The 14,990-nt window shown below is 57.3% G+C and carries 12 protein-coding genes; 4 read left to right on the plus strand and 8 right to left on the minus strand.

The features are described from left to right. Window positions 1–140: 140 nt before the first annotated feature. The 3 genes from yeiB to ACQG2Q_RS15785 all read right to left on the minus strand — a co-directional run bounded on the left by yeiB (window position 141) and on the right by ACQG2Q_RS15785 (window position 3,236). Window positions 141–1,298 carry a DUF418 domain-containing protein YeiB gene (gene yeiB, locus ACQG2Q_RS15775; RefSeq protein WP_022648696.1) on the minus strand — a complete coding sequence of 386 codons (1,158 nt, stop codon included), beginning with the start codon at window positions 1,296–1,298 and terminating at the stop codon, window positions 141–143. Window positions 1,299–1,316: 18 nt separating this feature from the next. Next, on the minus strand, window positions 1,317–1,985 hold the full coding sequence (folE, locus tag ACQG2Q_RS15780; protein WP_017383384.1) for a GTP cyclohydrolase I FolE: 669 nt from the start codon (window positions 1,983–1,985) through the stop codon (window positions 1,317–1,319). Between the two features lie 102 nt (window positions 1,986–2,087). Beyond that, window positions 2,088–3,236 carry a YbfB/YjiJ family MFS transporter gene (locus ACQG2Q_RS15785; RefSeq protein ID WP_038416421.1) on the minus strand — a complete coding sequence of 383 codons (1,149 nt, stop codon included), beginning with the start codon at window positions 3,234–3,236 and terminating at the stop codon, window positions 2,088–2,090. Between the two features lie 137 nt (window positions 3,237–3,373). Here ACQG2Q_RS15785 and fghA point away from each other — a divergent pair, with 137 nt between their 5' ends. Both fghA and ACQG2Q_RS15795 read left to right on the plus strand, forming a co-directional pair. Then, on the plus strand, window positions 3,374–4,201 hold the full coding sequence (gene fghA, locus ACQG2Q_RS15790; RefSeq protein WP_038416422.1) for an S-formylglutathione hydrolase: 828 nt from the start codon (window positions 3,374–3,376) through the stop codon (window positions 4,199–4,201). A 261-nt stretch (window positions 4,202–4,462) separates the two neighbouring features. After that, window positions 4,463–6,448, plus strand: coding sequence for a ligand-gated channel protein (locus ACQG2Q_RS15795; RefSeq protein WP_032623906.1), 1,986 nt, complete (start codon window positions 4,463–4,465; stop codon window positions 6,446–6,448). Window positions 6,449–6,502: 54 nt separating this feature from the next. Here the strand turns inward: ACQG2Q_RS15795 and ACQG2Q_RS15800 are convergent, their stop codons facing one another. Next, on the minus strand, window positions 6,503–7,972 hold the full coding sequence (locus ACQG2Q_RS15800; RefSeq protein ID WP_022648700.1) for an amino acid permease: 1,470 nt from the start codon (window positions 7,970–7,972) through the stop codon (window positions 6,503–6,505). Window positions 7,973–8,142: 170 nt separating this feature from the next. Further along, complete coding sequence (gene yieE, locus ACQG2Q_RS15805; protein ID WP_003859337.1) at window positions 8,143–9,009, minus strand: DNA-binding transcriptional regulator YeiE; 867 nt, start codon at window positions 9,007–9,009, stop codon at window positions 8,143–8,145. A gap of 97 nt (window positions 9,010–9,106) precedes the next feature. Between yieE and ACQG2Q_RS15810 the strand changes: the two genes are divergently transcribed. Together ACQG2Q_RS15810 and nfo are read left to right on the plus strand one after the other, a co-directional pair. Next, the gene (locus ACQG2Q_RS15810; RefSeq protein WP_063849710.1) at window positions 9,107–10,153 is read left to right on the plus strand and encodes a YeiH family protein; all 1,047 of its coding nucleotides are present in this window, start codon (window positions 9,107–9,109) and stop codon (window positions 10,151–10,153) included. A gap of 64 nt (window positions 10,154–10,217) precedes the next feature. Beyond that, complete coding sequence (gene nfo, locus ACQG2Q_RS15815) at window positions 10,218–11,075, plus strand: deoxyribonuclease IV (protein WP_063849711.1); 858 nt, start codon at window positions 10,218–10,220, stop codon at window positions 11,073–11,075. A gap of 74 nt (window positions 11,076–11,149) precedes the next feature. Here nfo and fruA read toward each other — a convergent pair whose 3' ends face one another. From fruA to fruB, 3 genes are read right to left on the minus strand one after another with little or no spacing between them, the layout of a single operon-like run. Then, window positions 11,150–12,835, minus strand: coding sequence for a PTS fructose transporter subunit IIBC (fruA, locus tag ACQG2Q_RS15820; RefSeq protein WP_022648704.1), 1,686 nt, complete (start codon window positions 12,833–12,835; stop codon window positions 11,150–11,152). A gap of 16 nt (window positions 12,836–12,851) precedes the next feature. Beyond that, window positions 12,852–13,790: a 1-phosphofructokinase gene (gene fruK / locus ACQG2Q_RS15825; protein WP_006811313.1), complete on the minus strand. Its 939-nt coding sequence runs from the start codon at window positions 13,788–13,790 to the stop codon at window positions 12,852–12,854. Further along, complete coding sequence (fruB, locus tag ACQG2Q_RS15830; RefSeq protein ID WP_022648705.1) at window positions 13,790–14,920, minus strand: fused PTS fructose transporter subunit IIA/HPr protein; 1,131 nt, start codon at window positions 14,918–14,920, stop codon at window positions 13,790–13,792. The genes fruK and fruB overlap by 1 nt, the downstream gene beginning before the upstream one ends. Between the last annotated feature and the right edge of the window lie 70 nt (window positions 14,921–14,990).

A 14,990-nucleotide genomic window follows, 5' to 3' on the forward strand; every position in this document is an offset into this window, starting at 1 on the left:
AAGGATTGCAGCAACTCACAGACACCCCCTGTGTTTAGCAAGGTGGCTATTCTGGCAGCGAGAGAGAGGAGACTACGTGAAGAAGCTCACACAGATGAAAACGCTTACATCCGTTTTGTTAATGATTGTGATCCAGATCGTTATCTGGATGTATTACGCAATGACACGCCCGACGCAAGGGCGGTTAACCGTCGCCATACCCACTCCAGCGGGCCCTGGCGGAAAAAACGCAGCCAGATAACTGAAAACACCACGTTAACAATCCAGACCGGAATAACAAACGCCAGCAGCGTCAGGCGGTCGAATTTCATAAACAGGCCGAATCGGTAGAAAAGCGTGGTACATATCAGCGTTTGCAGGATGTAATTGCTTAACGCCATCCGTCCAACGCAGGCCACCGCACTGACGATCCACAGGCGAGAAAGCCGGGGCCAGAAGCCATAGATCAGCGCCGCATAGCCAATGGTCTGGAACGGCGCGCTCAGTTCGCGCGGCACCTGCAACAGGAAGGCGCACCAGCGATAATCCCACTGAAGATGCCACTGTACGATCACCGCCGGAAGGTTAATCATCACGCCGAGCAGTACCAGGCCAGCGCCTGTGAGACGATAGTGTCGCAGGCTAAATTCTCCTTTCAGCCAGCCGGTGCGCATCAGGGCTGCGCCCATCAGCATCATCCCCGCCAGCTGCCAGCCGTATTGCGCCCCCAGCGCCAGCAGGTTATCGCCGAGCATATCGGCCCGGTTGCCGATCGCTTCCATGCCGCCTTTCAGCTTCCAGAACTGCTCATATTGCAGATTGGCCGCATCCGGGATCCACGAACGACTGGTGGAAGCATCAGCGATCATGCCAAGCAGCAATAACACGGTCAGTCCCATGACATAGAGCATCACGCCAGTGTTAAAGAGGCTTTTTACACCGGGCGCGTCGCGGATCAGCCGCCAGCAAATCAGGCCCACCAGACCATACGCGAGCAGAATATCGCCGTCCCAGAAAAGCAGCCCGTGAATAAAACCGAGGATAACCAGCAGCGTTAAACGCGACTGGATCCAGCGCGTACCGCGTTTGAGGAGAAGCTGAAGTCCCGCGCCAAACAGAAGCGCAAAGAGGGTCAGAAATTTAACCTGTGCGAAGAGATCAAGGATTGCCCACGTCCAGGCGTCGCTGCGCGTGATGTCGCCATACCATGCAGGGTTCAGATAGGCGGCCTTCGGCAGACCGAAGGCGCTGATATTCAGCAGCAGGATACCGAGAATGGCGACGCCGCGAACAAAATCGAGCGTGACGTTTCGCTCCATGGTCCCTGCCCTGTCTGATTAGTTGTGGTGGCGCACGGCGCGCAGAAACTCCTGGCGGGTGTTCTGGCTCGATTTGAACAGGCCGCCCAGCGAGGTGGTGGTAGTCGCGCTGGTTGCATCACGCACGCCACGCGCTTTCACGCAGTAGTGAACCGCGTCGATAGACACCGCCACGTTGTTAGTCCCCAACAGGGTTTGCAGTGCGGTCAGGATCTGCTGCGTCAGACGCTCCTGCACCTGAGGACGCTGGGCAAAGAACTGCACGATGCGGTTGATCTTGGACAGGCCAATGACCGTATCTTTTGGAATATAGGCCACCGTCGCTTTACCATCGATGGTCACAAAGTGATGCTCGCAGGTGCTGGTCAGCGTGATATCGCGTACCGTCACCATCTCATCGACCTTCATCTTGTTTTCAATGACGGTGATTTTCGGGAAGTTCGCGTAATCCAGGCCGGAGAAAATTTCGTCGACGTACATTTTCGCGATGCGGTGCGGCGTCTCCATCAGGCTGTCGTCGCTCAGATCGAGATTCAGCAGTTGCATGATCTCCGTCATATGGCCGGCGATCAGACTCTTGCGGGTAACATTGTCCAGCTCCTGCACGGGCGGGCGCAGTGGCGTTTCAAGACCGCGCGCAACCAGCGCTTCATGGACAAGGGCTGCTTCTTTACTGAGTGATGACATTCTTTTCTCCTGCAGGTGTGGCGTCTTTTGCCCTCGTTGTGGCAAAAGTGTGCGCTCATTGTGCGTGAGGCGACGCACATAATCCAGTATTCACGTCGATAATTATTGCAATTGCTGTTGCCTTTCAGCCTGACGGTTCCAGACTAACGCTCCGCCAGCGAACAGCGCGATCCCCGCCAGCCCCAGCGCAGGTTCCAGCCGGTGCGTGAGCCAGGTCGAGAGTGCCGACGTGACCGGACCAATCAGCTGACCAATGGCATACCCGGTGGTGAGCAGTCCCGCCATATAACGCGTATGATCTGGCGCCAGCTCGCGACCGTACAGCAGAGAGAGCTGCACGGCGCAGAGGAACCCGCCGCCCACCAGCAGCCCACCCGTTAGCAAGCCGCCAATGCCCGGCAGCAGCCAGGCCGCCAGCACGCCAATCCCCTGTAACCAGAGAACAATCGCCAGCCTGCGGTTAGCGCTTGATGTATGCCGCAGGGCAATACTGATCGCAATCCCCACCACCGAGGCGGCGCCAAATATTGGCCAGACAAACTGGGCAAACAGGCTGCCGGGGAAACGCACCGCCGCCATTTGCGACAGGAAGGTCGCAGGGAGGATATAGCCGAACCCTGCCAGGCTGTAGCTCCAGACCAGACGCCTGAGATCTGCAGTCAGCAGCAACGGCTCAGGCGCGGTACCGGGGCGATGAAGCTGGCCCGCGCGCGGCAGGTAGCGCGCCACCAGCGCAATCAGCACCAACGCCAGTACGCCGTAGATTTGCCATGCCGCGCCGGCAGACAGGGATCTCGCCTGAATATAGACCGCCAGCAGGCCACTCAGGGCGATGCCGGCCCCGGGTCCGGCAAAGACGGCTGCACTAAGCCCCGGCTTGCCCAGCTGCCCCAGCCGCTCGTTGGTCCAGGCGGCAATCAGCACCATCGACCAGCCGCTCATGCAGCCGATCACAAAGCGCAGCAGACCGTGAACGACAGCATTATCTGCCGCCGCAGAGAGCAGCGTCAGCGCCACCGCGCCAGTGATGCCAAGCCAGAGACGCGTTTCAACGAAGCGATGAGCGCGCATAGCATCCCATGCCCCCACCAGATAGCCCAGGTAGTTCATTGCCGCCACCAGCCCCGCGCTGGTAAGCGTGAGTTGCCCGGCGGCAATCATCAGCGGCACCTGAGGCGTGAAGGCGAAGCGCCCTATCCCCATCGCCACGACCAGAACCACAAATCCGCTGAGCGCGATACGCAGCGCCATGATCGCTCCAATTGTTAAAGAAAAGTAAATTCATGATGCAACATCTCGCCGTCCTGCGAAAGTGAAAGTTGCTCACAGGTCAATGAAAACTCTGTATTATGCGTTTAATGAATAGTCTTTCGGATAAGGAGCCCTGCATGGAACTGCTCGAAGAGCATCGTTGTTTTGAAGGTCGACAGCAGCGCTGGCGGCACGACTCCACCACGCTGAACTGTGCTATGACGTTCAGTATTTTCCTGCCCCCTGCGGACAATCCACCGGTGCTGTACTGGCTTTCAGGCCTGACCTGCAACGACGAAAACTTCACCACCAAAGCGGGTGCCCAGCGTATTGCTGCCGAACTGGGCATTGCGCTGGTGATGCCAGATACCAGCCCGCGTGGCGATGACGTGGCCGACGATGCCGGATACGATTTGGGTAAAGGCGCCGGGTTCTATCTCAACGCCACGGAACAACCCTGGGCGAGCCATTACCGCATGTATGACTACATTCGCGATGAACTGCCTGCCCTGGTGCACTCTCAGTTCGCGGTCAGCGAGCGCTGCGCGATAAGCGGACATTCGATGGGTGGCCACGGGGCGCTGATAATGGCGCTGAAAAATCCGGGGAAATACACCAGCGTGTCCGCATTTGCGCCGATTGTGAACCCAACGCAGGTGCCGTGGGGGCAAAAAGCCTTCACGCACTATCTGGGTGAGGATGCAGAGAAATGGCAGGAATGGGACAGCTGTGCGCTGTTGCTGGCAAGCCAGCCAGAAGACGCTATCCCGATGCTGGTGGATCAGGGTGATGCCGATCAGTTCCTCGCCGGGCAGTTACAGCCTGCGGTGCTGGCGGAAGCCGCACGCCAGAAGGACTGGCCGCTGACGCTGCGCATACAGCCGGGATACGATCACAGCTATTACTTCATGGCGTCCTTTATTGAAGATCATCTTCGCTTCCATGCGACACATTTGTTCGCGTAAATACAGCTGTTTGCCCGACAGCCTCTCGCCTGTCGGGCCTTTCCCCTCATTTACATAATCCTATCCGCTTGAATCCAGCCTGTTTTCCGTCGCCCTCACTCAAACACAAATGATTTCAATTATCATTTGTGTTTACAATTCTACATTCTTTTGTACAATTCCAGGCTCTTCTCCATCTCAAAGAGTTCTTACAAGACAAAAACATACAGTTCTCAGGGTTATCCCGATGGAGTTTTTTTCATTTTTATACGGAATGTACAAATGACAATACCACGCATTAAGCTCCTGGCCGTCGCCATTGGCGCTGCCACATGTTCCCCCTTCGTTCACGCAGCCGATCAGGATACCGTTGTCGTTACCGCGACGGGTTTTGAACAAAAGATCCAGAATGCCCCCGCCTCCATCTCTGTGATTTCAAAACAGCAGATTGAAGATAAAGCCTACCGTGATGTTACCGATGCCCTGAGAGATGTCCCGGGCGTCGTCGTCACCGGCGGTGGAAGTAGCAGTGATATCAGTATTCGCGGCATGGCCTCTCAGTACACCCTGTTCCTGGTGAACGGCAAACGCGTCAGTACGCGAAGCACCCGCCCAAACAGCGACAACTCGGGTATTGAACAAGGCTGGCTGCCGCCGCTGGAGTCCATTGAGCGCATCGAGGTCATCCGCGGCCCGATGTCCTCGCTTTACGGCTCCGATGCTATGGGTGGCGTCATTAACGTCATTACCAAAAAAGTCTCGAACACCAAAGCCTGGACCGGTTCGTTGCATGGCGATGCAACCTTCCAGGAAAATCATGACTCCGGCGATATCTTCCAGACCAACGCCTACGCCTCTGGTCCCCTGATTGACGGGCTGCTGGGTGCAAAAGTGACGGGGCTGTTGTCACGCCGCGCAGAAGATAAAATCGTGAACGGCTATAACGAGCAGAAAATGCGTAACGGTGGCATTACGCTGAACTTCACGCCGGACGAGAAGAACGATTTTGATCTCGACTTTGCTCGCGAGCTTCAGGACAGAAACAGCACCCCGGGGATGTCGAAAGCAGCTGAAACCTGCCGGGGAACAACCTGTACGCCAAATACCAAAAGCGACTCGCGCTATGAGCACACGACCTACTCGTTAACCCACAGTGGTTATTACGACGACTTCAATACCACCAGCTATATCCAGCAGGAAGAGACCAATAATCCAGGTCGCAAAATGCGTTCCTACAACACCACCTTTAACAACCAGAACCAGATCTTCCTCGGCGATCATACGTTGACCCTCGGCGGACAGTACCGTTATGAGAAATTGCGCGACAACGGCAATCAACTGGAAGCTGCTGACGGCCTGAACAAACTGACGCGCTGGAGCTGGGCCCTGTTTGCCGAAGATGAATGGTCAATGACGGAAAGCTTTACGTTGACCGGCGGCCTGCGTATGGATAAAGACCAAAACTACGGGACGAACTGGACGCCGCGCGGTTACGGCGTATGGCACCTGGCCGATCAGTGGACGTTGAAAGGCGGGGTTTCTGCTGGCTATCGTGCGCCGGATCTGCGTCAGTCGTCTGCCAGCTGGGGCCAGGTGACAGGTGGCGGCCGTCTTGACGGTATCATCGTCGGCAACCCGGATCTGAAACCCGAGAAGAGCCTGAGCGAAGAGCTCGCCCTGCTCTGGGATAACAACGATAACCTTAATGCCGGTGTGACGCTGTTTAATACCGACTTCAAGGATAAAATTACGGAAGTTCGCCGCTGTAACAGCAGCGCCGATCCCGCCTGTACGATTGGCGATCATAGCTATGATTTCGTCAGCGATCGCGTCAACGTGGACAAAGCCAATATGCGCGGTGTGGAGTCCTCCTTCGGCTGGAAAATCACGCGCGATGTGAACTGGACTGCAAACTACACCTATACGGAATCCGAGCAGAAGAGCGGCCAGTTCTCCGGCAAGCCACTGAACAAAATGCCAAAACACATGTTCAACACCACCCTGGACTGGCAGGCGACGCCCGACGTCGGCTTCTGGAGCCGTCTGAACCTGCGCGGTAAAACGTCTGAGTACCTGAGCCGCACGTCTATGTCTCAGGGCACACCGTCCTACACTCAGGTGGATGTCGGTATGCGCTACAACGCCAACAAAAACCTGCTGGTTACTGCCGGTGTATATAACATGCTCGATAAGCAGATTGACTACGATACGTATGACACCGTGCTGGATGGCCGTCGCTATACCGTTGGCATGACTTACAGCTTCTGATCTGCCCATAAAAAAGCCCGCTCGATTGAGCGGGCTAAAAGAGAGGAAGTGCGGTTATTGTTTAAATCGTTCCGGGAAATCCATTTCACTGTAGCGAACGAAGCGCGTTCCTTTCGTCAGTTTGTAGCCAAACCAGATGATCAGGAACAGCGGAATGCCAATATAGGTGGCCGTGACGGCGCCCCAGTCAATGGTGTCCGCAAGGAAGGCCTCATAGTTTTGGCCCAGGGTAATGATCAGGCACAGAACGAAGGCGAAGATCGGCCCCAGCGGGAAGAACCCTGACCGGTACGGCAGGTTATTCAGATCATGACCCTGCTTGACGTACCCGCGACGGAAACGGTAGTGGCTGATGGCAATGCCCAGCCAGGCAATGAAGCCCGTCATACCAGAGGTGTTAAGCAGCCACAGGTAGACCGTCTGGTTGCCGAACATGGAGGTCAGGAAACAGAGACCCGCAATCACCGTGGTCGCATACAGCGCGTTGCGTGGCACGCCACCGCGAGACAGTTTCGAGAAAATACGCGGCGCTTTACCGTCGCAGGCCAGGGTGTAGAGCATGCGGGTAGAGGCGTACATCCCGGAGTTACCCGCAGACAGTACCGCCGTCAGGATCACCGCGTTCATCACCGCCGCCGCAGAGAGCAGACCCGCGTGCTGGAAGACCAGGGTGAACGGGCTGACGCTGATGTCTTTCACATCGTTACGCAGCAGGCTTGGGTCGGTATACGGAATGATCAGGCTGATAATCAGGATCGCGAACACATAGAACAGCAGGATACGCCAGAACACCTGACGCACCGCGCGCGGGATGGTCTTCTCCGGGTTTTCGGATTCACCGGCCGCAATGCCAATCAGTTCGGTGCCCTGGAAGGAGAAGCCGACAATCATCGCCACGCCAATCATCGCCGAGAAGCCCCCGGCAAACGGCGCATCGCCTATTGTCCAGTTACTCCAGCCCGCCGGTTCGGCCCCTTTGAAAATACCAACGATCATCGCCACACCGACGACGATAAAGATGATGACGGTTGCCACTTTAATCAAAGAGAACCAGTATTCCGCTTCGCCGAAACCGCGCACGGAGATGTAGTTCAGCAGGAAGATGACCGCCAGGAACAGGGCGCTCCAGATCCAGCCGGGCGTGTCCGGGAACCACCAGGTCATCACCAGCTGTGCGGCGACGAGGTCAACGGCGATGGTCACCGCCCAGTTGTACCAGTAGTTCCAGCCCAGCGCGAAGCCGAAGCCTTCCTCAACGTATTTTTGTCCGTAGGTCGAAAACGAACCAGACACCGGCATGTATGCCGCCAGTTCGCCCAGGCTGGTCATCAGGAAGTAGACCATCAGGCCAATCAGGATATAAGAGAATAATGCCCCACCCGGGCCGGCTGCCGAAATTGTTGCGCCAGAGGCAACGAAAAGACCCGTACCGATGGAGCCGCCAATGGCGATCATCGTCAGGTGACGCGCCTTAAGTGCGCGACGTAGCGCGGGCGCTTCTGTGGTTTTAGTTTCTGAAACCATGTGAAAATGCTGTCCATTCAATAAATGAGGCGCGATTGTAGCAGACGATCTGCGTTGCTTCCGGCAGAAATGCTCAGTTATAAGAGAGCTTCATGACTCGGCCAGGATTATAAGTAAAGCATAATTTTTCCCTCTCCCCTTTGGGGAGAGGGCCAGGGTGAGGGGCGCTTTTACATCTCGCAATAGCGCAGAAAACGCTGGAGCGAGCTGGAAAGGTGTTTCTGACGATGGTGGATGCACCACAGCGTGCGCACCAGCTTCGGCAGCGGAACGGGGATCTCAACCAGAGAGCCGGTTTCCAGCTGTTCGGCGATCACCCGTCGGGAAAGACAGCTAATGCCCAGGCCATGACGTACGGCATGCTTAATGGCCTCGGAGTTACCTAACTCCATCCCTAGCTGGAACTGCGGCAGATGGGACAGCAGTAGATAATCGACAATCTCACGCGTGCCGGAGCCCTGCTCTCGCAGGATCCACTGCGCCTGCGCCAGACGCTCCAGCGTAACCTCGCCCTGGAGTAAAGAAGAGGCCGGGGAAGCAAACACCACCAGCTCATCCTCAAGCCAGGGCTCCGCAATGATATCGACGTTGTGGCACGGCCCTTCGATAAGACCGATGTCCACGCGGAAATCAATCACCGCGTTAATCACGTCCTGGCTGTTGCCGACGCTCATCTCCAGCGGCAGGGTCGGAAAATCCCGGCGGTAGCGGGCGATCACTTCCGGCAGGATGTAGTTACCGATCGTGCTGCTGGCGTAGACGCGAATAGCGCCGTTGTCCTCGCGGAACAGCTGTTCGATCTCCGTTGCCTGCTCCAGCAAGGCCAGGGCACGCGGATACAGCAGGCGGCCATGTTCGTTCACCACCAGTCGCTTTCCTACCCTGTCGAAAAGCTGGACGCCCAGTTGCCCTTCAAGATCGGTCAAGGCCGCGCTAACGGCGGACTGCGAGAGCGCCAGCATTTGTGACGCCTGGGTTGTCGAGCCGCTTTTCAGCACCTCGGCAAATACTTCCAGCTGACGCAATGTAATGTGCATGGTTGCTTACCACTTATAAAGATTGATTATAAATATATAATCAATTTTATTTTTAAGCCAGAGCGCCGTAACCTTTAGCCAGACAAAGGAGAAGGTTATGTCAGAAATCACCTTACAACATCATCGTACAGTGTGGCACTTCGTGCCGGGTCTCGCGCTCAGCGCCGTGGTTACCGGCGTGGCCTTATGGGGTGGCAGTATACCGGCTGTTGCCGGTGCAGGGTTCAGCGCCCTGACGCTGGCCATTCTGCTCGGCATGGTGGTCGGGAACACCGTTTACCCGCACATCTGGAAATCCTGCGACGGCGGCGTGATTTTCGCCAAGCAGCATTTATTACGTCTCGGGATCATCCTTTATGGCTTCCGTCTCACCTTTTCGCAAATTGCGGATGTGGGTTTCAGCGGGATTGCCATCGACGTCCTGACCCTTTCGAGCACCTTTTTACTGGCGTGCTTTATCGGCCAGAAGATCTTTGGACTGGACAAACAGACCAGCTGGCTGATCGGTGCGGGTAGCAGCATCTGCGGCGCAGCGGCTGTACTGGCAACAGAGCCGGTAGTCAAAGCCGAAGCCAGTAAAGTCACGGTTGCCGTCGCGACGGTAGTTATCTTCGGTACGCTGGCGATCTTCCTGTATCCAGCCATGTATCCGCTGGTGGCGCACTGGTTTAGCCCGGAAACCTACGGCATTTATATCGGCTCAACCATGCACGAAGTGGCGCAGGTGGTGGCGGCAGGTCACGCCATTAACCCGGAAGCGGAAAACGCGGCGGTCATCGCCAAAATGCTGCGCGTGATGATGCTGGCCCCGTTCCTGATTTTCCTCGCGGCGCGGGTTAAACAGCTGGCTCCTGCAGGCGGCAGCGAGAAAAGCAAAATCACCATTCCGTGGTTTGCGATCCTGTTCATCGTGGTCGCTATCTTCAACTCTTTCCACCTGCTGCCAAAAGCGATGGTGGATATGCTGGTCACGCTGGATACGGTCCTGCTGGCGATGGCGATGGCGGCGCTGGGCGTCACCACGCACGTCAGCGCGCTGAAAAAAGCCGGGGCGAAACCGCTGCTGATGGCACTGGTGCTGTTCATCTGGCTGATTGTTGGCGGCGGTGCGATTAACCTTGCGGTACACAGCCTGTTGGCATAAACCATCTCGTCCTTCTCCTGTTAACCCGCTATCATAGGCATTTCGGGTTAACAGGAGTCTTTTTATGAAATATGTTGGAGCGCACGTCAGCGCTGCCGGTGGCCTTGCGAATGCCGCCATTCGCGCCGCCGAAATCGAGGCGACCGCTTTCGCCCTGTTCACCAAAAACCAGCGCCAGTGGCGCGCAGCTCCCCTCACCGCGGAAGTGATTGATGACTTCAAAGCCGCCTGCGAGAAATACCGCTATGGGCCTGGGCAGATCCTCCCGCACGACAGCTACCTGATTAACCTCGGCCACCCGGTTGCTGAGGCGCTGGGTAAATCCCGCGAGGCATTCCTGGATGAGGTTCAGCGCTGCGAACAGCTGGGGCTGACGCTGCTGAACTTCCATCCCGGTAGCCATCTGATGCAAATCGACGAAGACGCCTGTCTGGCGCGCATCGCCGAGTCCATCAACATGACGCTGGATAAAACCCAGGGCGTGACGGCGGTGATTGAGAATACCGCCGGTCAGGGCAGCAACCTCGGCTTCAGGTTTGAGCATCTGGCGGCGATCATCGACGGCGTGGAAGACAAATCCCGCGTGGGCGTGTGCATTGATACCTGCCACGCGTTTGCCGCCGGGTATGACCTGCGCACAACCGAGGCCACGAAAAATACCTTCGAAGAGTTCGAGCGTATTGTTGGTTTTAAATATCTTCGCGGTATGCACTTAAACGATGCGAAAAGCGCGTTCGGCAGCCGCGTAGACCGTCACCACAGCCTGGGCGAAGGTAATATCGGCCACGATGCGTTCCGCTTTATCATGCAGGATGCCCGCTTCGACGGCATTCCAATGGTGCTGGAAACCATCAATCCGGATATCTGGGCAGAAGAGATTGCCTGGCTGAAGGCACAGCAGACCGCTGAACAGGCGGCATAAAAAAAGCCGGGCGCTTAACGCGACCCGGCTTTTTTGTAGGTCGGGTAAGGCGAAGCCGCCACCCGACACCTCTTTTAGGCTGCTTTTGCGACCACTTCCGCTTCCGGACGCTTCAGCACCGCGTAAGACAGACCCGCCACCAGCGTACCGGCAACAATCGCCAGCAGGTAGCCCAGCACCGGCGTGATGGCGCCAGGGATCAGCAGGACGAACAGACCGCCGTGCGGTGCCATCAGTTTCGCACCTACCGCCATGGAGATAGCTCCCGTTACCGCACCGCCGACGATACAGCATGGCAGAACACGCATTGGATCGCGCGCCGCAAACGGGATTGCGCCTTCGGTAATGAAGCACAGACCCAGCACCAGCGCCGCTTTGCCGCCTTCCTGCTGCGCTTTATCGAACTTACGACGGGCAATGATTGTCGCCAGGCCAAGTGCCAGCGGAGGCACCATACCTGCCGCCATGATCGCCGCCATAGGCGCATAGGTCTGGGTACTCAGCAGGCCAACGCCGAACGCGTATGCCGCTTTGTTTACCGGACCGCCCATGTCGGTACACATCATACCGCCGAGGATTGCGCCCAACAGCACCGCGTTCGCCGTCCCCATGGTTTGCAGCCAGTGGGTCAGACCTTCCAGAATGCCCGCGACCGGCTTACCAATCAGGTAAATCATCGCCAGACCGACCACCAGGCTGGAAATCAGCGGGATGATCAGGATAGGTTTCAGCGCCTCCATACTCTGCGGCAGCTTCAGCTTAGAGCTGATGAGCTTCGCCACGTAACCGGCAAGGAAACCGGCAATAATACCGCCGATAAAGCCAGAACCAGTGCTCACGGCCAGCATACCGCCGATAAGACCCGGCGTCAGACCCGGACGGTCAGCGATGGAGAAGGCGATAAAGCCCGCCAGCACCGGCACCATCAGCGCAAACGCGGAGCCGCCACCAATCTGCATCAAGGCTGCCGCCAGCGTGCCCTGCTCTTTAAAGGCTTCGATACCAAAGGCAAAGGAGAGCGCAATACACAGGCCGCCCGCCACCACCATCGGCAGCATGTAGGAAACCCCGGTTAACAGGTGACGATAGGCACCCGCAGACTCTTTCTTACCTTCGCCAGGCGTTTTAGCCGCACCGGTCGCCTGATAAGGTTTGGCTTCCGCCAGCGCTTTATCAAACTCCTGCGCAGTTTTCTTCAGCGCCAGGCCGGTTGAGGTGCGGTACATCGGCTTACCGGCAAACTTCGCCAGATCCACTTCGATATCGGCCGCCACGATCACCAGATCGGCTTCGGCCACCTCTTCCGGCGTGATGGCATTACCCGCGCCAACAGAGCCACGAGTTTCAACCTTCACCCACCAGCCGCGTTTTTTCGCTTCGGTTTCAATGGCTTCAGCCGCCATAAAGGTGTGAGCCACACCTGTCGGGCAGGCCGTTACCGCAACAATGCGTTTCGGCCCAGCGGTTGCGACCGGCGCGGCCTCAACGGGTGCGCTGTAAACCGTCGCATGACCTTTTGCTTCGCTCAGAAACAGTTCAGGGTGTGCCACCGCGCGGTTAATATCGCCCAGCCATACTTTTTTGCCGTTCAGGGCGCTGTCCGCGGGGATTTTGTCGCCCAGAACAATCGCCATTTCAGCATCACCCGGGTTATCAATGATATCCAGGTGCGCTTTTTGTGCCGCCGCGCCCAGCAGGGTCTTCGCCATATAGGCACGAGCCTGTCCGAGACCGGAGTCAATGATCAGCAGCGTTTTCATTATTCCTCTCCTGCTGTTAGTTAAAAGGTTTTAAGTCAACGCGCGCCATCATCGCGGCTAACTGGGTACGATCGGTAATACCGACATTGCTCTGGCTCACGGCCAGGGCCGCAACGGCGGTAGCAAGGCGTAGGGTATGTTCACTGGATTCGCGCATCAGCAGACCGTAGATCAGGCCGCCAACCATCGAATCCCCGGCACCCACGGTGCTGACCACTTCCATAGAAGGCGGTTTGGCAATCCATTCCCCGGAGGCGTTAACCCACAGGGCACCTTCTGCACCCAGCGAAATCACCACATGAGCGATACCCTGCTCGCGCAGCGCATGGGCAGCGTCAATCACATCCTTTAATTCTGGCAGCTTACGGCCCGCCCAGATTTCCAGTTCACGGCGGTTAGGCTTAACCAGCCATGGCGAGGCTTTCAGACCGGCGACCAGCGCGTCGCGGCTGCTGTCAAAAATAATGCACGGGCACTGGCTGCGCAGGCGCGTCATCCAGTCGGTGAACGCTTCCGGGCTGACGCCGGACGGCAGGCTACCGCTGACGCACACCATGTCAAACTGGCCCAGCCAGCTCAGGGAATCGGCAACGAAGCGCTCCCAGTCAGCCGGGGTCACTTCGAAGCCGGAGAAGTTCAGATCGGTCACTTCACCGTCTTTCTCGGTCAGCTTAACGTTAATACGGGTACGGCCCTGCACAACCTGAAAACGGTTGGCGATGCCCAGTTCACTGAACAACTGCTGAAAACCGTCCTGGTTGTCTTTGCCAAGGAAGCCGCCAACGGTAACGTCGATACCGAGATCTTTCAGCACCTTCGCCACGTTAATCCCTTTCCCTGCGGCATGCAGGCCGGTGGTTCGCACCAGGTTAACTTCGCCACGCTCAATTTCCGGGCAGAAGCCCACCAGATCGTAAGCCGGGTTCAGCGTAATGGTCGCAACACGTCTGCTCATTATGCGCCCTCCCCCAGACCGGCCGCGATGGCGTCGCCAATCGCTTTCAGCGCCTGTTCAGCATCAGCACCCTGCGCGGTAAAACGCAGACGATGGCCTTTCTTCACACCCAGCGCGACAACTTTCATCAGGCTGCGCCCGTTGGCTGGTTTACCCGAACCGTCCAGATTGGTCACGGTGATCTCACTTTCAAATTGTTTAATGGTATTCACCAGCATGGTGCCCGGACGGGCATGCAGGCCGTGTTCGTTACGCACCACGTACTCCGCGCTCAGCAGGTCGTCCGTCAGCGCATCGTCGCTGGTCAGCAGGGCCAGCACCGTCGCCGCGTCTGCGTTCAGCAGTTTTTCAGCTTTATTGTTCAGCAGCAGATCGCCAAGGCGCTTCAGGACGGATACCGGCTGATCGTCAGCCATGGCAACGGTTACCAGCATCGCGGCGCGTTCGCCGTCTGTCTCAAAGGCAACCGCAGCACGGCTGACCGCGATAGCACTGCGCAGGTTGCCTTCAGCACTGTCGTTCAGCCAGATGCCCTGACCCAGGTTTAAAGGCTTATCATTGATGGTGCGGGTCACAAAGGCGGTATCAGCCGCCCCCACCTCTTTCAGGCGAGCCGCGTTCAGCGCCTGGAGCGTCACCAGATCGGACGCAACGACGTCCAGCATCAGGGTTTCATTATCCAGCTTCAGCGCTTCGCTCTGTTTTTCGCCCATCAGCAGGGCACGCAGCTCTTCAGCAGTGGTGGCGGATTTAAGCTGTTCCGCGACGGCATCATCGCTCAGCACGTGCGTCAGCTGACGCAGCAGGCCCAGGTGTTCGTCACCGCTTGCCGCGATACCGATCGCCACGTAAGCCACCTGCCCCTCGCCCCAGAGCACGCCCTGCGGGAACTGGTAAACCTGCACGCCGGTTTTCAGCACCTGATCGCGGGTGTCCGTGGTGCCGTGCGGAATTGCAATACCGTTACCGAGGAAGGTGGAGGTCTGCTGTTCACGCGCCAGCATGCCGTTGACGTAGCCGTCCGCCACGTTGCCAGCCTGCACGAGCGCAGCGGCGACCTGGCGAATAGCCTCTTCTTTATTCCCGGCCTGTTCGCCCGGGTGGATATCCTGAACAGATAACTGGAACATGATTCTCCTCTCCTGCTGAAATTGAATCGTTTCAGCTTAACTGAGAAAATATGCGCTAACCTGCTTCTAC

Origin of the sequence: Enterobacter cloacae complex sp. 370H10, from assembly GCF_050031535.1 — a bacterium.
GTDB classification, from domain to species: Bacteria; Pseudomonadota; Gammaproteobacteria; order Enterobacterales; family Enterobacteriaceae; genus Enterobacter; species Enterobacter intestinihominis.

Coding starts and splice junctions, on each gene's coding strand:
- yeiB (WP_022648696.1), bottom strand. CDS start 1,298: ATGGAGCGAAACGTCACGCTCGATTTTGTTCGCGGCGTCGCCATTCTC.
- nfo (WP_063849711.1), top strand. CDS start 10,218: ATGAAATATGTTGGAGCGCACGTCAGCGCTGCCGGTGGCCTTGCGAAT.
- ACQG2Q_RS15800 (WP_022648700.1), bottom strand. CDS start 7,972: ATGGTTTCAGAAACTAAAACCACAGAAGCGCCCGCGCTACGTCGCGCA.
- fruK (WP_006811313.1), bottom strand. CDS start 13,790: ATGAGCAGACGTGTTGCGACCATTACGCTGAACCCGGCTTACGATCTG.
- ACQG2Q_RS15795 (WP_032623906.1), top strand. CDS start 4,463: ATGACAATACCACGCATTAAGCTCCTGGCCGTCGCCATTGGCGCTGCC.
- yieE (WP_003859337.1), bottom strand. CDS start 9,009: ATGCACATTACATTGCGTCAGCTGGAAGTATTTGCCGAGGTGCTGAAA.
- folE (WP_017383384.1), bottom strand. CDS start 1,985: ATGTCATCACTCAGTAAAGAAGCAGCCCTTGTCCATGAAGCGCTGGTT.
- ACQG2Q_RS15810 (WP_063849710.1), top strand. CDS start 9,107: ATGTCAGAAATCACCTTACAACATCATCGTACAGTGTGGCACTTCGTG.
- ACQG2Q_RS15785 (WP_038416421.1), bottom strand. CDS start 3,236: ATGGCGCTGCGTATCGCGCTCAGCGGATTTGTGGTTCTGGTCGTGGCG.
- fghA (WP_038416422.1), top strand. CDS start 3,374: ATGGAACTGCTCGAAGAGCATCGTTGTTTTGAAGGTCGACAGCAGCGC.
- fruA (WP_022648704.1), bottom strand. CDS start 12,835: ATGAAAACGCTGCTGATCATTGACTCCGGTCTCGGACAGGCTCGTGCC.
- fruB (WP_022648705.1), bottom strand. CDS start 14,920: ATGTTCCAGTTATCTGTTCAGGATATCCACCCGGGCGAACAGGCCGGG.